The sequence below is a fragment of the Hymenobacter actinosclerus genome, assembly GCF_900111515.1.
Lineage (GTDB): Bacteria > Bacteroidota > Bacteroidia > Cytophagales > Hymenobacteraceae > Hymenobacter > Hymenobacter actinosclerus.
This window is the reverse complement of sequence record NZ_FOHS01000003.1, coordinates 1-15,144: the sequence shown is the minus strand read 5'-3', so window position 1 is coordinate 15,144 and position 15,144 is coordinate 1. Positions and strand designations below refer to the sequence as shown.

Below are 15,144 nucleotides of genomic sequence, written 5' to 3'. Positions count from 1 at the left end.
ACCCCGAATTTACCCTAAAATGAAAAGAAGATACACGGTTACCGACCGGCTGATTACCAGGATTACGGGCTGGCTGGCGGGCCTCACGGTGGCGGTGCTGGCCGTGTGGGGCGTGCGCACGCTGTGGGATTTCCACGTGGCCGAGCAAACCAACGACGCCCAGGTGCAGGAGTACGTAAACCCGGTTATTTCGCGGGCCGGCGGCTTTATTGTGGCGGTGAAATTTGAGGAAAATGAGGTGGTGCGCAAGGGCGATACGCTGCTGCTCATCGACCCGCGCGAGTACACCATCCAGCAGGCCCAGACCGAGGCCGCCATTGAGCGCGAAGAAGCCCACCTGCGGGTACTGGCCAGCAACGTGCAGACGTTGGGCGAATCGGCCCGGGCGGCCAGCGCCCAGGTAACGGCCGCCAAGGCCCGCCTCTGGAAGCAGCAGCTCGACTACAACCGCTACCAGAAGCTTACGGCCGAAGAATCGGCCACCCAGCAGCAGCTCGAAGCCATGCAGGCCACGCTCGATGTGAGCCGTAGCGAGTACCAGGCCGCCCAGGATACCTACGCGGCGGCCCGCTCGAAAATAGCCGACACCGAGCTGGAAAAAGGCGTGGTGAAAGCCCAGATTGCCAACCTGCGGGCCCTGCTCGACCGCCACAAGCTCGATGTGAGCTACACGACCATTGTGGCGCCCTACGACGGCCGCATGGGCCGCCGCACCGTGGAAGCGGGCCAGATGATAGACGCCGGCGAGGTGCTGGCCTACGTGGTGAACAACGAAACCGACAAGTGGGTGGTAGCCAACTACAAGGAAACCCAGCTGGCCAGCCTGCAACTCGGCGACACGGCCACCTTCACCGCCGACGCCTACCCCGACCACCTGTTCAAGGGTACCATTATTTCGTTTTCGCCGGCCACGGGCTCCAGCTTCTCGCTGCTGCCGCCCGACAACTCCACCGGCAACTACGTCAAAATCGTGCAGCGCGTGCCCGTGCGCATCCGGGTAACCGGCGCCCGGGCCGAACTGGATTTGCTGAAGGTGGGCATGAACGTGAACGTGTCGGTGACCAAGGAGCAGCCGCCCCACGCAACCGGCGCAACAGTAGCCGCCCAGCGCCCGCGCCGTGGATAAGCCCCTGCCGCTGCTGCCGCTGTTCCGGCCCTGGATGCCCGAATGGCTCGTGAAGGTCGTTCTGTTCAGTGTGCTGCTGCCGGGGCTGGTGCTGTTCTTCCTGCCGCTGGCCAACACCAATGCCGCCGCCGGCTACTACGGCAGCGAGCCGGCCGACATTCAGTTTGCCGTAGCCCTGTTCTACTCGGGCTACGCGGGGTTCTACGCCCTGGAACGGCGGTTTTTCCAGTATCTGGCCACCAAGGAGTACTTCATCGTCATCACGCTACTGCAACTGGCGGTGGCCTACGGCTGCTACCAGACCCAGGACCTGTACGTGCTGTTTCCGCTGCGCTTTGTGCAGGGCATCCTGTTTGCCAGCGCCGTCAACCTGTCGTTGGCCTTCATGTTCACGCGTCTGCGGAGCGAGCGGGCCCGGGAGATCAGCTTCTCGGTGTTCTTTGGCATGCTGATTTGCGCGCTGCCCTTCAACAACCTGGTCACGGCCGACCTTATCGACTCGTTCAACTTCAACGCCGTGTACAAGGGCGTCATCTTCTCCTACGTGCCCGGCCTGCTGGCGCTGCTGGTAAGCATGAACAACATCCGGCTCGACGTGCACTTCCCGCTGCGCCGGCTCGACTGGCAGAGCTTCGCGCTCTACAGCATCGTGCTGGTGCTGCTGGGCTACATTGCCATCTACGGCCAAGAGTACTACTGGCTCGCCGACCTGCGCATCCGGCGGAGCGTGCTGGCCATTCTGGGCCTGGGGGGGCTGTACGTGCTGCGGCAGCGCAGCCTCAAGCGGCCCTACACCGCGCTGGCCATCTTCCGGATTCGCAACTACAAAATCGGGCTGCTGCTGCTGTTCATTCTGTACCTGTGCCGGTTTGCGGGCGGCATCACCAACGGGTTTTTCGCCACCGTGCTCCGCCTCGACCCGATGCACGTTTCCTACCTCAACCTGCTGAACCTGGCCGGGCTGGTGGTGGGCGTGGTGGTAGCCGCGGCCCTCACGCTGCAACAGGTGCGCATCCGCTTTATCTGGCTGGCGGGCTTCGGGCTGCTGCTGGGCTTCCACGTGGTCATGTTTTTCCTGTTTGATACCCAGGCCAACGAGGATACGTTCTACGGGCCGCTGTTCGTGCAGGGCCTGGGCATCGGGCTCGTGATGGTGCCCACCATCGTGTTCGCCATTGCCTCGGTGCCGGTGGCGCTGGGGCCCTCGGCGGCGGGCATTTGCCTGGCGGTGCGCTATATGGGGTACTGTGCCAGCGTGGCGCTGCTCAATTTTTTCGAGCTGCTGGAGAAGGGCCGCCACTACAGCGCTTTCCAGGACGTGCTCACCCGCACCAACCCCGTAGTCCGCCACACGCTCGACGCCCAGGCCGGCCGGCTGCTGGCCCACGGCCTCGCGCCCGACCGCTCGGGCAAAGCCGCCGCCAAGCTGCTGGTGGCCGCCGTGAACGGCCAGAGCCAGATCCGCTACGCCATGGATTACTACGAGCTGATGGCCTGGCTGCTGGTGGGCACGCTGCTGCTGGTGGGCCTGCTGCCCTACCTCAACCGCACGGTGGTGTACCTGAAATCGAGCCGGCTGGTTCCGGCCTAAGCAGGAGGGAAGGGGCCTTAATTGGCTCAAAAAGGATGGATTTTATAGCGGATGTATTTGTCCGGTATTGAATCCGGCCGTACCTTTGTCCCATCATGGCAATGTTCTCCAAGGCCTGCGAGTACGGTATCCGGGCTGCTATCTACATCGGGCAGCAGTCGGCCGATAGTGGCCGCCGGGTAGGCCTGCGCGACATTGCCACCGAAGTTGGTTCGCCGGAAGCCTTCACCGCCAAGGTGCTCCAGCAGCTGGTTCGCGCCGGGCTGGTAACCTCGGTGAAGGGCCCCACCGGCGGCTTTACCCTGACGCCCGAGCAACTGCGCACCGTTACGCTCCGGCAGGTGGTGCTGGCCATTGATGGGGGCCAGATGCTGCAGGGCTGCGCGCTGGGGCTGACGCAATGCTCGGCCAAGCAGCCCTGCCCGCTGCACTACCAGTTCCTGCCCATCCGCGACCAGCTCAACGAAGTACTGCGCACCCACACCATCGGCGAGCTGGCCGGCAAGGTGCACGACGGCCTGGGCTTCCTGCGCCAATTCAGTTGAACCCTTTTTTTATCCAGATACCGGACAAAATCATCCGGTAATAACCTAGTTCTCTTCTTTATGAATACCGATCAGAAAGCCCTCGTAACGGCCACCGTAAATACCCTGCGCGAGCACGGCGTGGCCCTCACGACGCACTTCTACCGCCGCATGTTCGAGCACAACCCCGAGCTGAAGAACGTCTTCAACATGGGCAATCAGCAGAACGGCAAGCAGCAGATGGCGCTGGCCATGGCCGTGCTGGCCTACGCCGAAAACATCGAGGACCCCTCGGTGCTCGTGCATGCCGTTACCAAAATCGGCCACAAGCACGTCAGCCTCGATATCCGGCCCGAGCACTACGCCATTGTGGGCCGCCACCTGATTGCCTCCATCGGGGAGGTGCTGGGCGACGCCGCCACGCCCGAACTGCTCGACGCCTGGGCCACCGCCTACAACGAGCTGGCCGGCCTGATGAGCGGCCTCGAAAGCGGCCTCTACCAAAAGGCGGCCAACCAGGAGGGCGGCTGGACCGGCTGGCGCCCCTTCACCGTAAAGCGTAAGGTGGCCGAATCCGATGAAATTACCTCCTTCTACCTGTACCCGACTGACGGCGGCCGGGTGGCCGATTTCCAGCCCGGCCAGTACGTGAGCCTGAAGCTGTTCCTGCCCGAGCTGAACCTGTTCCAGCCCCGTCAGTACAGCCTCTCCAGCGCCCCCAACGGCGAGTACTACCGCATTTCGGTGAAAAAGGAGGCTGGCAACCCCCAGCACCCCAACGGCATGATCAGCAACCGCCTGCACGACTTTGTGGAGGAAGGCGGCATCGTGGAGCTGGCCGCTCCGGCCGGCGACTTCATGCTCGACACCGCCAAGCCGACCCCCGTGGTATTGGTGAGCGGCGGCGTGGGCCAGACGCCCCTGCTGAGCATGCTCGAACACCTGATTTCCACCAACAGCCCCCGCGAGGTCTTGTGGGTGCACGGCAGCCGCAATCCGCAGGTGCACGCTTTTCGCCAGCCGGTAGCCGAGCTGGCCGCCCGCCATGAGCAGGTACAGCAGCACATCTTCTACGACAAGCTGGCCACCAGCCCCGAGCAGGAGGGCCACTACCAGGGCATCGTGGACCTGAATACTCTGAACGGCGGCACGCTGCTGCCCGCCGACGCCGACTATTACATCTGCGGCCCCGCGCCCTTCATCCGCAAGCAGGTGCAGGACCTGGCCGCGCTGGGCGTACCCCGCGAGGCCATTCACTTCGAGGAGTTCGGTCCGGCCACGCTGAGCGTGTAACCGCCATCTGAGCGCCATTGACCAATAAGAACTGGGCCGCCCTGCCACTCGGGGCGGCCCAGTTGCGCGTTGATGAGGCCTATCTAGCCCGGGGCGACCCTCCGGTGGATAATCAGGTTAGCTACTAACAACATCCCGGCGGTGCCCACGAGCGAAATAAAGTGCAGTCCTTCAAAATAGCCCCATCCCCAGCTCGCCAATAGTGATTTGGCAACTTGAAGCACTATTGGCGAACTGGTCGAGTTGCTACTGCTACTGCCGTAGTTAGAGCGAATTTCGGGTTGGTGTACAGCCTGCATTCGACTGGCTCCCCCTCTCCTTTTCGGAGAGGGGGCCGGGGGGTGAGGCGCGACACCAGAACGACCCGGTACACCAACCTGAAATCCGCTGTAGGTGCAGTTCAGGTGGCAAAAAGTGCTGCCAAGTATTTGTTACCTTAAAAAACGGTGAGTTTCGGGAAGTGAATGTTTGGCTTGCCCGCACGCTCTAAGAATTGATAGAAAAAGAGCCTCACCAGAAGTTTCTAGTGAGGCTCTTTTGAGTCTGGTGGGGGTGGGGGACTCGAACCCCCGCTCTCAGTCCTGAATTCAGGATGCTTCTTCTATGCTTCCAATGTCTGATAGTACGGAGTCTGGAAACCGTTCCCCCACGAGAGCTACTCCACCTACTACACTTGTGAACTTTGTCAGCATGTTCGTCAGGTTTTGGGTCAGCAACACAAATAGGAGTGGTGAGAACGTCAGAATCCCAACTAACGACATCGTAAAGTCAATAGTCAAAGCAACCTTTAAACTCAGGCTCTTCGCTCTTTCCATTTGAAAGAGCACTTGTGAAATTATTACGCCGCCCGCAGCTGCTTCATAGCGGTCTGCTCGAACTTGCTCCGGGCGTAGTCCTCGTCGATGACTAGTTCCTTCACGCCTTCCTCGGAGGGCATATCGAACATGGCGTCGGTCATAATGCCTTCGCAGATGCTGCGCAGACCGCGGGCGCCGAGGCGGTACTCGTCGGCTTTCACCACAATATATTCGAGGGCGCCTTCCGAGAAGCTCAACTCAATGCCTTCCATGTCGAACAGGCGCTGGTACTGCTTGACGATGGAGTTTTTGGGCTCGGTCAGGATTTTGCGCAGCGTGGCGTGGTCGAGCGGGTTGAGGTGGGTGAGCACCGGCAGGCGGCCAATCAGCTCGGGTATCAGGCCAAACGACTTGAGGTCCTGGGCCGTGACGTAGCGCAGGAAGTTGTTGGTGTCGTGCTGCTCCTCGAGCTGGGTTTTGGCGAAGCCAATGGGCTTGGTGTTGAGGCGGTTTTTGATGATGCGCTCAATGCCCACGAAGGCGCCGCCGCAGATGAAGAGGATGTTCTCGGTGTTCACCGTAATCATCTTCTGCTCGGGGTGCTTGCGGCCGCCGTGGGGCGGCACGTTCACCGTCGTGCCTTCCAGCAGCTTCAGCATGGCCTGCTGCACGCCCTCGCCGCTCACGTCGCGCGTGATGCTGGGGTTGTCGCTCTTGCGGGCAATCTTGTCGATTTCGTCGATGTACACAATGCCGCGCTCGGCCGCTTCCACGTTGTAGTCGGCGGCCTGGAGCAGGCGCGTGAGGATGCTTTCCACGTCCTCGCCCACGTAGCCGGCCTCCGTGAGCACGGTGGCGTCGGCGATGCAGAAGGGCACCTGCAGGATGTTGGCCAGCATGCGCGTAAGAAAGGTTTTGCCCGTGCCGGTTTCGCCCACCATGATGATGTTCGACTTTTCAATCACCACATCGTCTTTCTGCGGCGTCTGCATCAGGCGCTTGTAGTGGTTGTACACCGCCACCGACATCACCTTCTTGGCTTCATCCTGGCCCACCACGTACTGGTCGAGGTAGTCCTTCATCTCGCGGGGCTTCACGAGGTTGAATTTCGGAGTCTTCGAGTTGGCCCGAATCTTATTTTCCTCGTTCAGGATTTGCTGGGCCTGCCCCACGCATCGCTCGCAGATGTGAGCATTAATGCCCGAAATCATCACCGTAACGTCTTTCTTGTTCTTGCCGCAGAACGAGCACGTAATATCTGCCATTGCTAAAGGAACTCGCTGAAATAGGAGGGAAGCGGGTTGCTGGTACCAACCGGCTTCAAAGGTACGAAAAGCCCAACGCCAAGCAGCCGTAAAAACGTGCCACCGGCGCTGAACGTGAAGTAAACAAAAAAGCCCGCAAACGCGGGCTTTTTTGGTATCTGACTGCTAAAGAGCGGGTCATGCTGAGCGAAGCGGAGCGTAGTCGAAGTATCTCTACCGCAGTGCTAATCAAACGTCAGAGTTACTTTGGCGGTAGAGATGCTTCGGTTACGCTCCGCTTCGCTCAGCATGACGGTTTATTCAGCCGTGCAACTAGTCAGCTTTCTTCTTTTCGAGCACCTCGTCAATCAGGCCGTACTCTTTGGCCTCATCGGCGCGCATCCAGTAGTCGCGGTCGGAGTTGTCATGGATTTCCTGGTAGGTTTTGCCGGTGTGGTCGGCCAGGATGTCGTAGAGCTCCTTTTTAAGCTTGAGAATCTCGCGGGCCGTGATTTCGATATCCGACGACTGGCCTTGCGCGCCACCCGAGGGCTGGTGAATCATCACGCGGGCGTGGGGCAGGGCCGAACGCTTGCCTTTGGCACCGCCGGCCAGCAGCACGGCGCCCATCGAGGCCGCCAGACCGGTGCAGATGGTGGCCACGTCGGGGTTCACGTACTGCATGGTGTCGTAGATACCCAGGCCGGCGTACACCGAGCCGCCGGGCGAGTTGATGTAGAGCAGAATGTCCTTCTTGGCGTCAACCGACTCCAGAAACAGCATCTGGGCCGTCAGGATGTTGGCCACGTAATCGTCCACGGCCGTGCCCAGGAACACAATCCGATCCATAATCAGGCGGGAGAATACATCGATTTCGGCGAAGCGGGTGGGGCGCTCCTCAATTACCGAGCGAGTCATGTTGGAAGGCATAATCAGCCCGCCGCGGGTCTGGCCTTCTACGTGCTGGATGTACTGGTCAACGCCCAGGCCATTCAGACCCTGGCCCTTCACGGCAAACTTGCGGAACTCTTGTTTATTCAGCATGGGGGGAAAAAAGGAGTTAGTAGATAGAAGCTAGGAGCTAGAATTGAGAGACCAGAAATTGGAGTAGTCAAGGAGCGGAAATCAAAAATGATTCTAGCTCCTAACTTCTATCTCCTAGCTTCTCAACAAAAAAGCCCCTACAAACAAGTAAGGGCTTTTTGGTGGTTTTGAAAACCGAAACGACGGCAGGGCTTAGCCGGCGTTCTGATTGCGGAAGTCCTCGGCCGTAATCTCGTTGTCGTTAACAACAACTTTGCCGCGCAGGTTTTCCAGCACTTTCTCTGCCAGAATGGCCTCGTACTCCTGTACGTAGTTCTTGCCGTTCTCCTGGCGCAGGAAGTTGTCGGCGAAACCGCGCACCGACTCTTCGAGCTCGGGCGTCATCTCCATGTTGAACTGGCCCAGGATTTTCTGCATCGTGCGGTCTACGATTTCCTCGTTTTCCACCTTCAGCTCGTTGGCTTCCACCACCTTGTTGCGGATCATCGACCACTTCAGCTCCTTGGCGTAGTCGTCGTAGTGCTCCTCAATCTGCTCGGGCGTCAGCTTGCCTTCGTTGGCGCGCACCAGCCACTTCTTGAAGAACTCCTTGGGCAAGTCGATGCTTACGTTCTCCAGCATCTTGTCGATAATCTGACGGTTCATCAGGTTGTCCGACTCGCGGTCGTAGTTCTCCATCACCGTTTCGGTCACCTTGGCATCAAAATCCTCCTTCGACGTCACGATGTCCTTGCCGAATACTTTATCGAACAGCTCCTGGTTGAACTCGGCGGGGGCCGTACGCTGCACCTTCTCCACGGTCAGGGTGTAGGTACCCTCCACGGCTTCGGCTTCCTCGCGGCTCATGCCGGTGAAGTTGGCAATGGCCTTGGCGTCGCCGTCGAAAGCGTTTTTGAGGTCGAAGCTGATAACGTCCTCGGGCTTGGCGCCCACGAACTTATCGGCTTCGCTCTTCATTTTGTTGGTTGGCAGCATCAGCAGGCGGCCTTCGCCCTCCTCACCGTCCTTGCGCAGGCGACCCACCAAGTAGTCGCCGGCTTCGGCAGCCTCGGGCTCGGTGGTTTCGCCAAACTGGCGCTCCAGCTGCTCGTAGGTTTCGTTCTTGGTGTTCTCGTCGAGCGTCACCTTGTGGCGGTCCACAGTAATAGCCTGATCGGCGGGCAGCTCGAAATCAGGCAGCAGGCCCAGCTCGAACTGGAACGAGAAGTCCTTCTGGTTGTCGAAGTCGATATCGGAAGCTACCGGCAGGGGCTCGCCCAGAATGCGCAGGTTGTTCTCCTTGATGTAGCCATCCACCGACTTGCCCAGCAGCTCGTTGATTTCGTCCACCAGAATGCCCTTGCCGTACATCTTGCGTACCAGCGTTACGGGCACCTTGCCGGGCCGGAAGCCCTTGATCTGGGCCTTTTTGCTGTACTCTTTCAGCTTGCTCTCCACGGCGGTGGCGTAGTCAGCCTCCGTGAGGTTTACTGTCAGGATGGCATGAAGCTGGTCGTCTTGCTTGTCGAGGGTGATATCCACTGCTGGTCGGTTAAAGGTGCTACGTTGGGGTAAAAAGGGCCGGGATGGAACCGACCCCCAAAAAGAAACCCCCAACGGGTGGGTTGAGGGTTTAAAAATGATTCCAGCCAAGCTGAAACCCACTTTGTGCGGATGGAGGGACTCGAACCCACACACCTTGCGGCGCCAGATCCTAAGTCTGGTGCGTCTACCAATTTCGCCACATCCGCAGTACGAAGCCATCTGCCTCGGGGGCGCAAAACTACGCAAGTGCTATTACAAAACCAATGTATTTTCTGATAAACGCTTGGTAAAACCTTCTGCGCAATGTTGAAAAGCCAATAAGAGTTAGGGAAGTAAGGCGGAGTTGCGTCTTTGCGGGGTATTTCACCGCTCATTCCGGTTCATTGTCGTTGCCCGAACCGTTCAGCCGCTTTGCGCTATGGGTACTGCCGCACCAAGTCCGGCCCGGGGTTGTTACTTTCCAGCTTAGGGCCTCGTATCTTCGTTACTCGTTCTTTTCGGCACCGTGGGGTGCCGCCCGTCCGCCATGTCTATCGTTATCGACCCCGAGGTAGAGCGCCAGGAAATCCTGCGCCAGTACCGCCGCCTGCTCCGTACCGCCAAGCCCTACCTCAAGCCCGGCGACGCCAAGCTCATCAAAAAGGCCTTCAATACTTCCCTGGAAGCCCACAAGGAGATGCGCCGCAAGTCGGGCGAGCCCTACATTCTGCACCCGCTGGCCGTGGCCCAGATTGTGGTGGAGGAAATCGGCCTCGGTACCACCAGCATCGTGGCGGCCCTGCTGCACGACGTGGTGGAGGACACGCCCTGGGAGGTAGCCGACGTGGAGCGCGAGTTCGGCTCCAAGGTGGCCCGCATCGTCGATGGCCTCACCAAAATTTCGGGCGTGTTCGACTACGGCACCTCCGAGCAGGCCGAAAACTTCCGCAAAATGCTGCTCACGCTCTCCGACGACGTGCGCGTGATTCTCATCAAGCTCGCCGACCGCCTGCACAACATGCGCACGCTGGAGTCGATGCCCCGGCACAAGCAGCTCAAAATCTCGTCGGAAACCATTTACCTCTACGCCCCGCTGGCCCATCGCCTGGGGCTGTACACCATCAAAACCGAGCTCGAGGACCTCTACCTGAAGTACACCGACACCGAGGTGTATGAGGAGCTGGTAACTCAGGTGCGCCAGAGCCGCATCTCGCGCAACCGCTTTATCAAGGAGTTCGTGCAGCCTATTGATGACGAGCTGGCCGCCCAGGGCTTTAAGTATGAAATAAAAGGCCGGCCCAAAAGCATCTATTCCATCCTTAAAAAGATGCGCAAGCAGAACATCTCCTTTGATGAGGTGTACGATTTGTTTGCTATCCGAATTATTCTGGACGTGCCGCCGGAACAGGAAAAAGCAGCCTGCTGGCAGGTCTACAGCATCGTCACCGACTTCTACCAGCCCAACCCCGATCGTCTGCGCGATTGGGTGAGCACGCCCAAGGCCAACGGCTATGAGAGCCTGCACACCACCGTTATGTCGCGCACCGGGCAGTGGGTAGAAGTGCAGGTACGCAGCCGCCGCATGGACGACATTGCTGAGAAAGGCTATGCCGCTCACTGGAAATACAAGGATACCGGCGTGCCCCAGCCCGAATCGACGCTGGAAAGCTGGATCAATAAGGTGCGTGAGATGCTGGAAACCAACAATTCCAGTGCCCTCGAATTCATGGACGAGTTCCGCCAGAACCTGTTCGTGAAGGAGGTGTACGCCTTTACGCCCAAGGGCAAGCTCATCATCCTGCCCGATAAGGCCACGGCCCTCGATTTCGCCTTTGAGATTCACTCCCAGATTGGCCTGCAGTGCCTCGGCGCCAAGGTAAACCAGAAGCTGCAGCCCCTGAGCTACCAGCTCCACAACGGCGACCAGGTCGAAATCCTGACGTCCCAGAAGCAGCGCCCCACCGAGGAGTGGCTGCAGTACGTAACCACCTCCAAGGCCCGCACGCGCATCAAAGACTGGCTCCGCGACGACCGCAAAGCCAAGTCGGAAGACGGCCGCTTTCTGGTGGAAAAACGGCTGGAACTGCTCGGCGTGGAGGTGAATCCGGAAAACCTGAACCGCCTGCTGGCCTACTTCAACGTCAGCAACCTGCCCGAACTGTTCTACCGCATCGCCCTCGGTCAGCTCGACGGCCGCGAAATCGTTCGCGGCGTTTTCGAGGGCGGCGAGTCGCCCCGGCTGCCCTCGCGCTTGGAGCCGCGCTCTTTCGACCACGAGGTGCAGAAAGTGCGGGGCGTGAATGCCAACATGCTGGTAATCGGCGAGCGGACCGACAAGTTCGACTACACCATTGCGCCCTGCTGCAACCCCATCCCCGGCGACGACGTGTTTGGCTTCGAAACCGACGAGGGAATCGTTATCCACCGTACGTCCTGCCCCCAAGCTGTGCAGATGATGTCCAACTACGGCAACCGCATCGTGCGCGCCAAATGGACCGAGCAGCTGGAGCTGGCCTTCCTGGCGGGCATCCGCATCAAGGGCGCCGACCGCGTGGGCCTCGTCAACGACGTCACGCGCATCATCAGCACCAGCCTTAAGGTGAACATGCGCTCCATCACCATGGACTCGAACGATGGTATCTTCGAAGGCCAGATTATGGTTTTTGTCAACGACACGGCTCACCTCGACCGCCTGATTCAGCGCTTGAACAAGGTAAACGGCGTGATGACCGTAGAGCGGTTCGACTCCTGAAAGGCATAGGAGCCCGGTAGGAGGGAGGTCTGGAAGAGAATAGTTGTTGCAGTAGCTCTAAAAGGTATTCCACAAAACGAAGAGTATAAAACGGTATAAGAGAAGAGCTGCGTACCTGGCTGTAGTTACTGTAACGCATTCCGGAGTTAGCCTTTTTCACTGGTTTCACTCCTTATAATAGAAGGTCCCCAAGCATGGCAGTTTCCGAGAAGCATCTCGATAAAGAAAAGTACGAGGAGGTCAAGAAGATTTTCACGGCTTACCTCGAAAATAAGGGTTTGCGCAAAACGTCGGAGCGTTACGCCATCCTGGAGGAAATATACTCTCGCACCGGTCACTTCGACGTCGAGCAGTTGTATGCCGGCATGAAGGAGCAGGGCCTGCGCGTAAGCCGGGCCACGGTGTACAACACGCTCGATTTGCTGGTCGAGCACGGCCTCGTGAGCCGCCACCAGTTCGGCCGCAACCTCGCCCAGTACGAAAAGAGCTACGGTTACCGCCAGCACGACCACGTCATCTGCACCGAGTGCCATAAAGTGGTCGAGTTCTGCGACCCGCGCATCCACGGCATCCAGACGATGGTCGGGGAGTTACTCAACTTCCATATCTTGCACCACTCTTTGAACCTTTATGGCGTGTGCGGCGACTGCCGCGCCCAGGCCGCCGCCCTCCAAACCTCATGAAAACTGATTCCGCCGTCCAGGACGGCATTCTGTTTGTGCGCCTTTCCGGCGACCTAATCGGCAGCCCCGACACCCAGCAGCTGCTGCAAAGCGTCGACCAGCACCTTGGCGAAGACCTGCTGCACTGTGCCGTCGATTTGTCGGGCATTCGCTACATCAACAGCACCGGCATCGGGGTATTGGTGTCGCTGCTCACCAAGTTTCGCAGCCGCGGCGGCGAGCTGGTGCTCATCAACCCCGCCGACCACCCCCGCAAAATGCTGGCCCTGACCAAGCTGAACGCAATTTTTTCTGTGGCCGATGATGAATCAGCGGCCGCTCAACTTTTGAAAACCGCAAACTAATGCCTGTTGACGTACTGGTAGGATTACAGTGGGGTGATGAGGGTAAAGGCAAGATTGTCGATGTCCTCGCCCCCACTTATGATGTAGTAGCCCGTTTCCAGGGCGGCCCCAACGCCGGCCACACGCTCACCTTCGATGGCATCAAGCACGTGCTGCACCAGGTGCCGTCGGGTATTTTTCACCCTCATATCCTAAACGTCGTCGGCAACGGCGTAGTGCTCGACCCGGTAGTATTCCGCCAAGAGCTCCAGAAGCTCACCGACCGGGGCGTCGATTACAGCCGCAACCTCTACATCTCGCGCAAGGCTCAGCTGATTCTGCCCTCGCATCGCGCCCTCGACCGTATCAACGAGGAATCCCGCGGCGGCGACAAAATCGGTTCCACCCTCAAGGGCATCGGCCCTACGTACCAGGACAAAATTGGCCGCACCGGCCTGCGCGTCGGCGACATTCTGCTCCCCGATTTTGAGCAGCGTTACCGCGAAGCCGTTGCCCGGCACGCCACCATTGCTGAATTCCACGGCCGCGGCCTCGACATTGAAGAGTTCGAGGCCGATTTCTTTTCCGCCGTCGAGTTCCTGCGCACCCTGCAGCTCACCGACACCGAGTACCTGCTCAACGATCTGCTGAAAGAGGGTAAGAACGTACTGGCCGAAGGCGCCCAGGGCTCCATGCTCGATATCGATTTCGGCACCTATCCTTACGTTACGTCGTCCAGCACCATCGTGGCGGGCGCCTGTACCGGCCTCGGTATTGCGCCGCGCCACATCAATAAGGTATATGGCATCAGCAAAGCCTACTGCACCCGCGTAGGCGCCGGCCCTTTCCCTACCGAGTTGCACGACGAGGTTGGGGAGCAGATTCGGGCCGCCGGCCGCGAGTTCGGAGCCACCACCGGCCGCCCCCGCCGCTGCGGCTGGATTGATTTGCCCGCCCTGCGCTACAGCATCATGCTCAACGGCGTCACCGAAATCCACCTCATGAAGGCCGACGTACTCGATGAGTTCGACGAAATCCGCATCTGCACGCACTACGAGCTGCCCAACGGCGAAAAAACCGACCACCTGCCCGACCACGGCGACCTGGAAAAGCTGACTCCTGTATATAGAAGCATGCCCGGGTGGCGCACCAACCTGCAGGCCATCTCCGACCCCAAGGCCCTCCCAGCCGAGCTAATCAGCTACGTGCAGTTCCTGGAGCAGCACCTCGAAGTGCCCATCAGCATCGTCAGCGTCGGCCCCGACCGGGTAAGCACGCTGCATATGAACTGATTTTCGAAAGTAAAACAGCCCCTCAAAACCCGGATTGCCGCCAGCAATTCGGGTTTTTTGTGTCCCACAACCCCGCACAGCAAAGAAATATCACCACTTACCTGAACTAACTCACCGCCCCAATTGGTTATCATCCAGCCTGCTAACCTCAACAGTTATCGGGCGCCAGAAATAAGTTTCCTCCCGGGTTTGCGTAATCCGGCGCAATGCCCCACTTTTGCATCCCCAACCGGAACGCGGTCGGGACCGCCACTTCCCCGGAAGGGTTCCTGAAAAAAAGGTTGCCCTGGCAGTTGCGGAAGTCAAAAAGGATTTGCTACCTTTGCACCCCGCTTCAACCGGAGGCGCTGCTACCCACCTTCGCTAAGTCCGCTGAAAAGGCGACTGGCACTAGCGGGAAGGCCGAAAAAGAGAAAAACTTTTTCTCTCTAAGCCTTGCACCAACCGAAAAGCGGCGTACCTTTGCAGCCCGCTTCAACCGGAAGGGGATACAGTAAGTCGAGAAAAGAAACGCTTCGAAAAAAAAGTTTTTCTTCTTTCCCTTGCAAGTAGCGAAAAGCTACTTACCTTTGCAGCCCGCTTCGATCGGAAGGGGCCCACAACAAACCAACTTCACTTAGTGAAGGGCACGGCATACTCCAAACGCGGAGGGATGCACACGTTCTTTGAATGACTGGAAAAGACAATATAGGTAAGGCCTGAAACCGCGAGGTGGAAGGCAAATGATTGACGCGAATCAGTTGCTCTTTTAGGAGAGTGACATATTAAGGGTCGGATCAGCACTTGACATCAGCCATAGTTCGCTATGGTGTAGAGAAATCTTACAATGGAGAGTTTGATCCTGGCTCAGGATGAACGCTAGCGGCAGGCCTAATACATGCAAGTCGAACGGGTAGTAGCAATACTACTAGTGGCGCACGGGTGCGTAACGCGTAACCAACCTGCCCTGAACTGGGGGATAGCCCGCCGAAA

At 58.9% G+C, this 15,144-nt stretch carries 11 protein-coding genes, 1 tRNA gene and 1 rRNA gene; 9 read left to right on the top strand and 4 right to left on the bottom strand.

What is annotated here, in order from left to right; all coding sequences use genetic code 11:
- Positions 1-19: 19 nt before the first annotated feature.
- The 4 genes from BMY67_RS11645 to hmpA all read left to right on the top strand — a co-directional run bounded on the left by BMY67_RS11645 (position 20) and on the right by hmpA (position 4,534).
- The gene (locus BMY67_RS11645; RefSeq protein ID WP_092771739.1) at positions 20-1,126 is read left to right on the top strand and encodes an HlyD family secretion protein; all 1,107 of its coding nucleotides are present in this window, start codon (positions 20-22) and stop codon (positions 1,124-1,126) included.
- Positions 1,119-2,717, top strand: coding sequence for an MFS transporter (locus BMY67_RS11640; protein ID WP_218144620.1), 1,599 nt, complete (start codon positions 1,119-1,121; stop codon positions 2,715-2,717). The genes BMY67_RS11645 and BMY67_RS11640 overlap by 8 nt, the downstream gene beginning before the upstream one ends.
- A gap of 95 nt (positions 2,718-2,812) precedes the next feature.
- Complete coding sequence (locus tag BMY67_RS11635) at positions 2,813-3,262, top strand: RrF2 family transcriptional regulator (protein ID WP_245745026.1); 450 nt, start codon at positions 2,813-2,815, stop codon at positions 3,260-3,262.
- A 60-nt stretch (positions 3,263-3,322) separates the two neighbouring features.
- On the top strand, positions 3,323-4,534 hold the full coding sequence (gene hmpA / locus BMY67_RS11630) for an NO-inducible flavohemoprotein (RefSeq protein ID WP_092771735.1): 1,212 nt from the start codon (positions 3,323-3,325) through the stop codon (positions 4,532-4,534).
- An 838-nt stretch (positions 4,535-5,372) separates the two neighbouring features.
- Here hmpA and clpX read toward each other — a convergent pair.
- From clpX to BMY67_RS11610, 4 genes are all read right to left on the bottom strand, one after another.
- On the bottom strand, positions 5,373-6,596 hold the full coding sequence (gene clpX, locus BMY67_RS11625) for an ATP-dependent Clp protease ATP-binding subunit ClpX (protein WP_092771733.1): 1,224 nt from the start codon (positions 6,594-6,596) through the stop codon (positions 5,373-5,375).
- Between the two features lie 312 nt (positions 6,597-6,908).
- Positions 6,909-7,619, bottom strand: coding sequence for a ClpP family protease (locus tag BMY67_RS11620; protein ID WP_092771731.1), 711 nt, complete (start codon positions 7,617-7,619; stop codon positions 6,909-6,911).
- Between the two features lie 192 nt (positions 7,620-7,811).
- The gene (tig, locus tag BMY67_RS11615) at positions 7,812-9,140 is read right to left on the bottom strand and encodes a trigger factor (protein ID WP_092771730.1); all 1,329 of its coding nucleotides are present in this window, start codon (positions 9,138-9,140) and stop codon (positions 7,812-7,814) included.
- 127 nt (positions 9,141-9,267) lie between these two features.
- A tRNA-Leu gene (locus BMY67_RS11610) sits at positions 9,268-9,349 on the bottom strand.
- Positions 9,350-9,669: 320 nt separating this feature from the next.
- Here BMY67_RS11610 and BMY67_RS11605 point away from each other — a divergent pair.
- The 5 genes from BMY67_RS11605 to BMY67_RS11580 form a co-directional block, all read left to right on the top strand.
- Positions 9,670-11,874: a RelA/SpoT family protein gene (locus tag BMY67_RS11605; RefSeq protein ID WP_092771728.1), complete on the top strand. Its 2,205-nt coding sequence runs from the start codon at positions 9,670-9,672 to the stop codon at positions 11,872-11,874.
- A gap of 194 nt (positions 11,875-12,068) precedes the next feature.
- Positions 12,069-12,557, top strand: a complete 489-nt coding sequence (locus tag BMY67_RS11600) for a Fur family transcriptional regulator (RefSeq protein WP_092771726.1) — start codon at positions 12,069-12,071, stop codon at positions 12,555-12,557.
- Positions 12,554-12,901 carry an STAS domain-containing protein gene (locus BMY67_RS11595; protein ID WP_092771724.1) on the top strand — a complete coding sequence of 116 codons (348 nt, stop codon included), beginning with the start codon at positions 12,554-12,556 and terminating at the stop codon, positions 12,899-12,901. The genes BMY67_RS11600 and BMY67_RS11595 overlap by 4 nt, the downstream gene beginning before the upstream one ends.
- The gene (locus BMY67_RS11590) at positions 12,901-14,172 is read left to right on the top strand and encodes an adenylosuccinate synthase (protein ID WP_092771722.1); all 1,272 of its coding nucleotides are present in this window, start codon (positions 12,901-12,903) and stop codon (positions 14,170-14,172) included. The genes BMY67_RS11595 and BMY67_RS11590 overlap by 1 nt, the downstream gene beginning before the upstream one ends.
- 823 nt (positions 14,173-14,995) lie before the next feature.
- Positions 14,996-15,144: ribosomal RNA gene (locus BMY67_RS11580) — 16S ribosomal RNA — on the top strand; the annotation flags it as partial.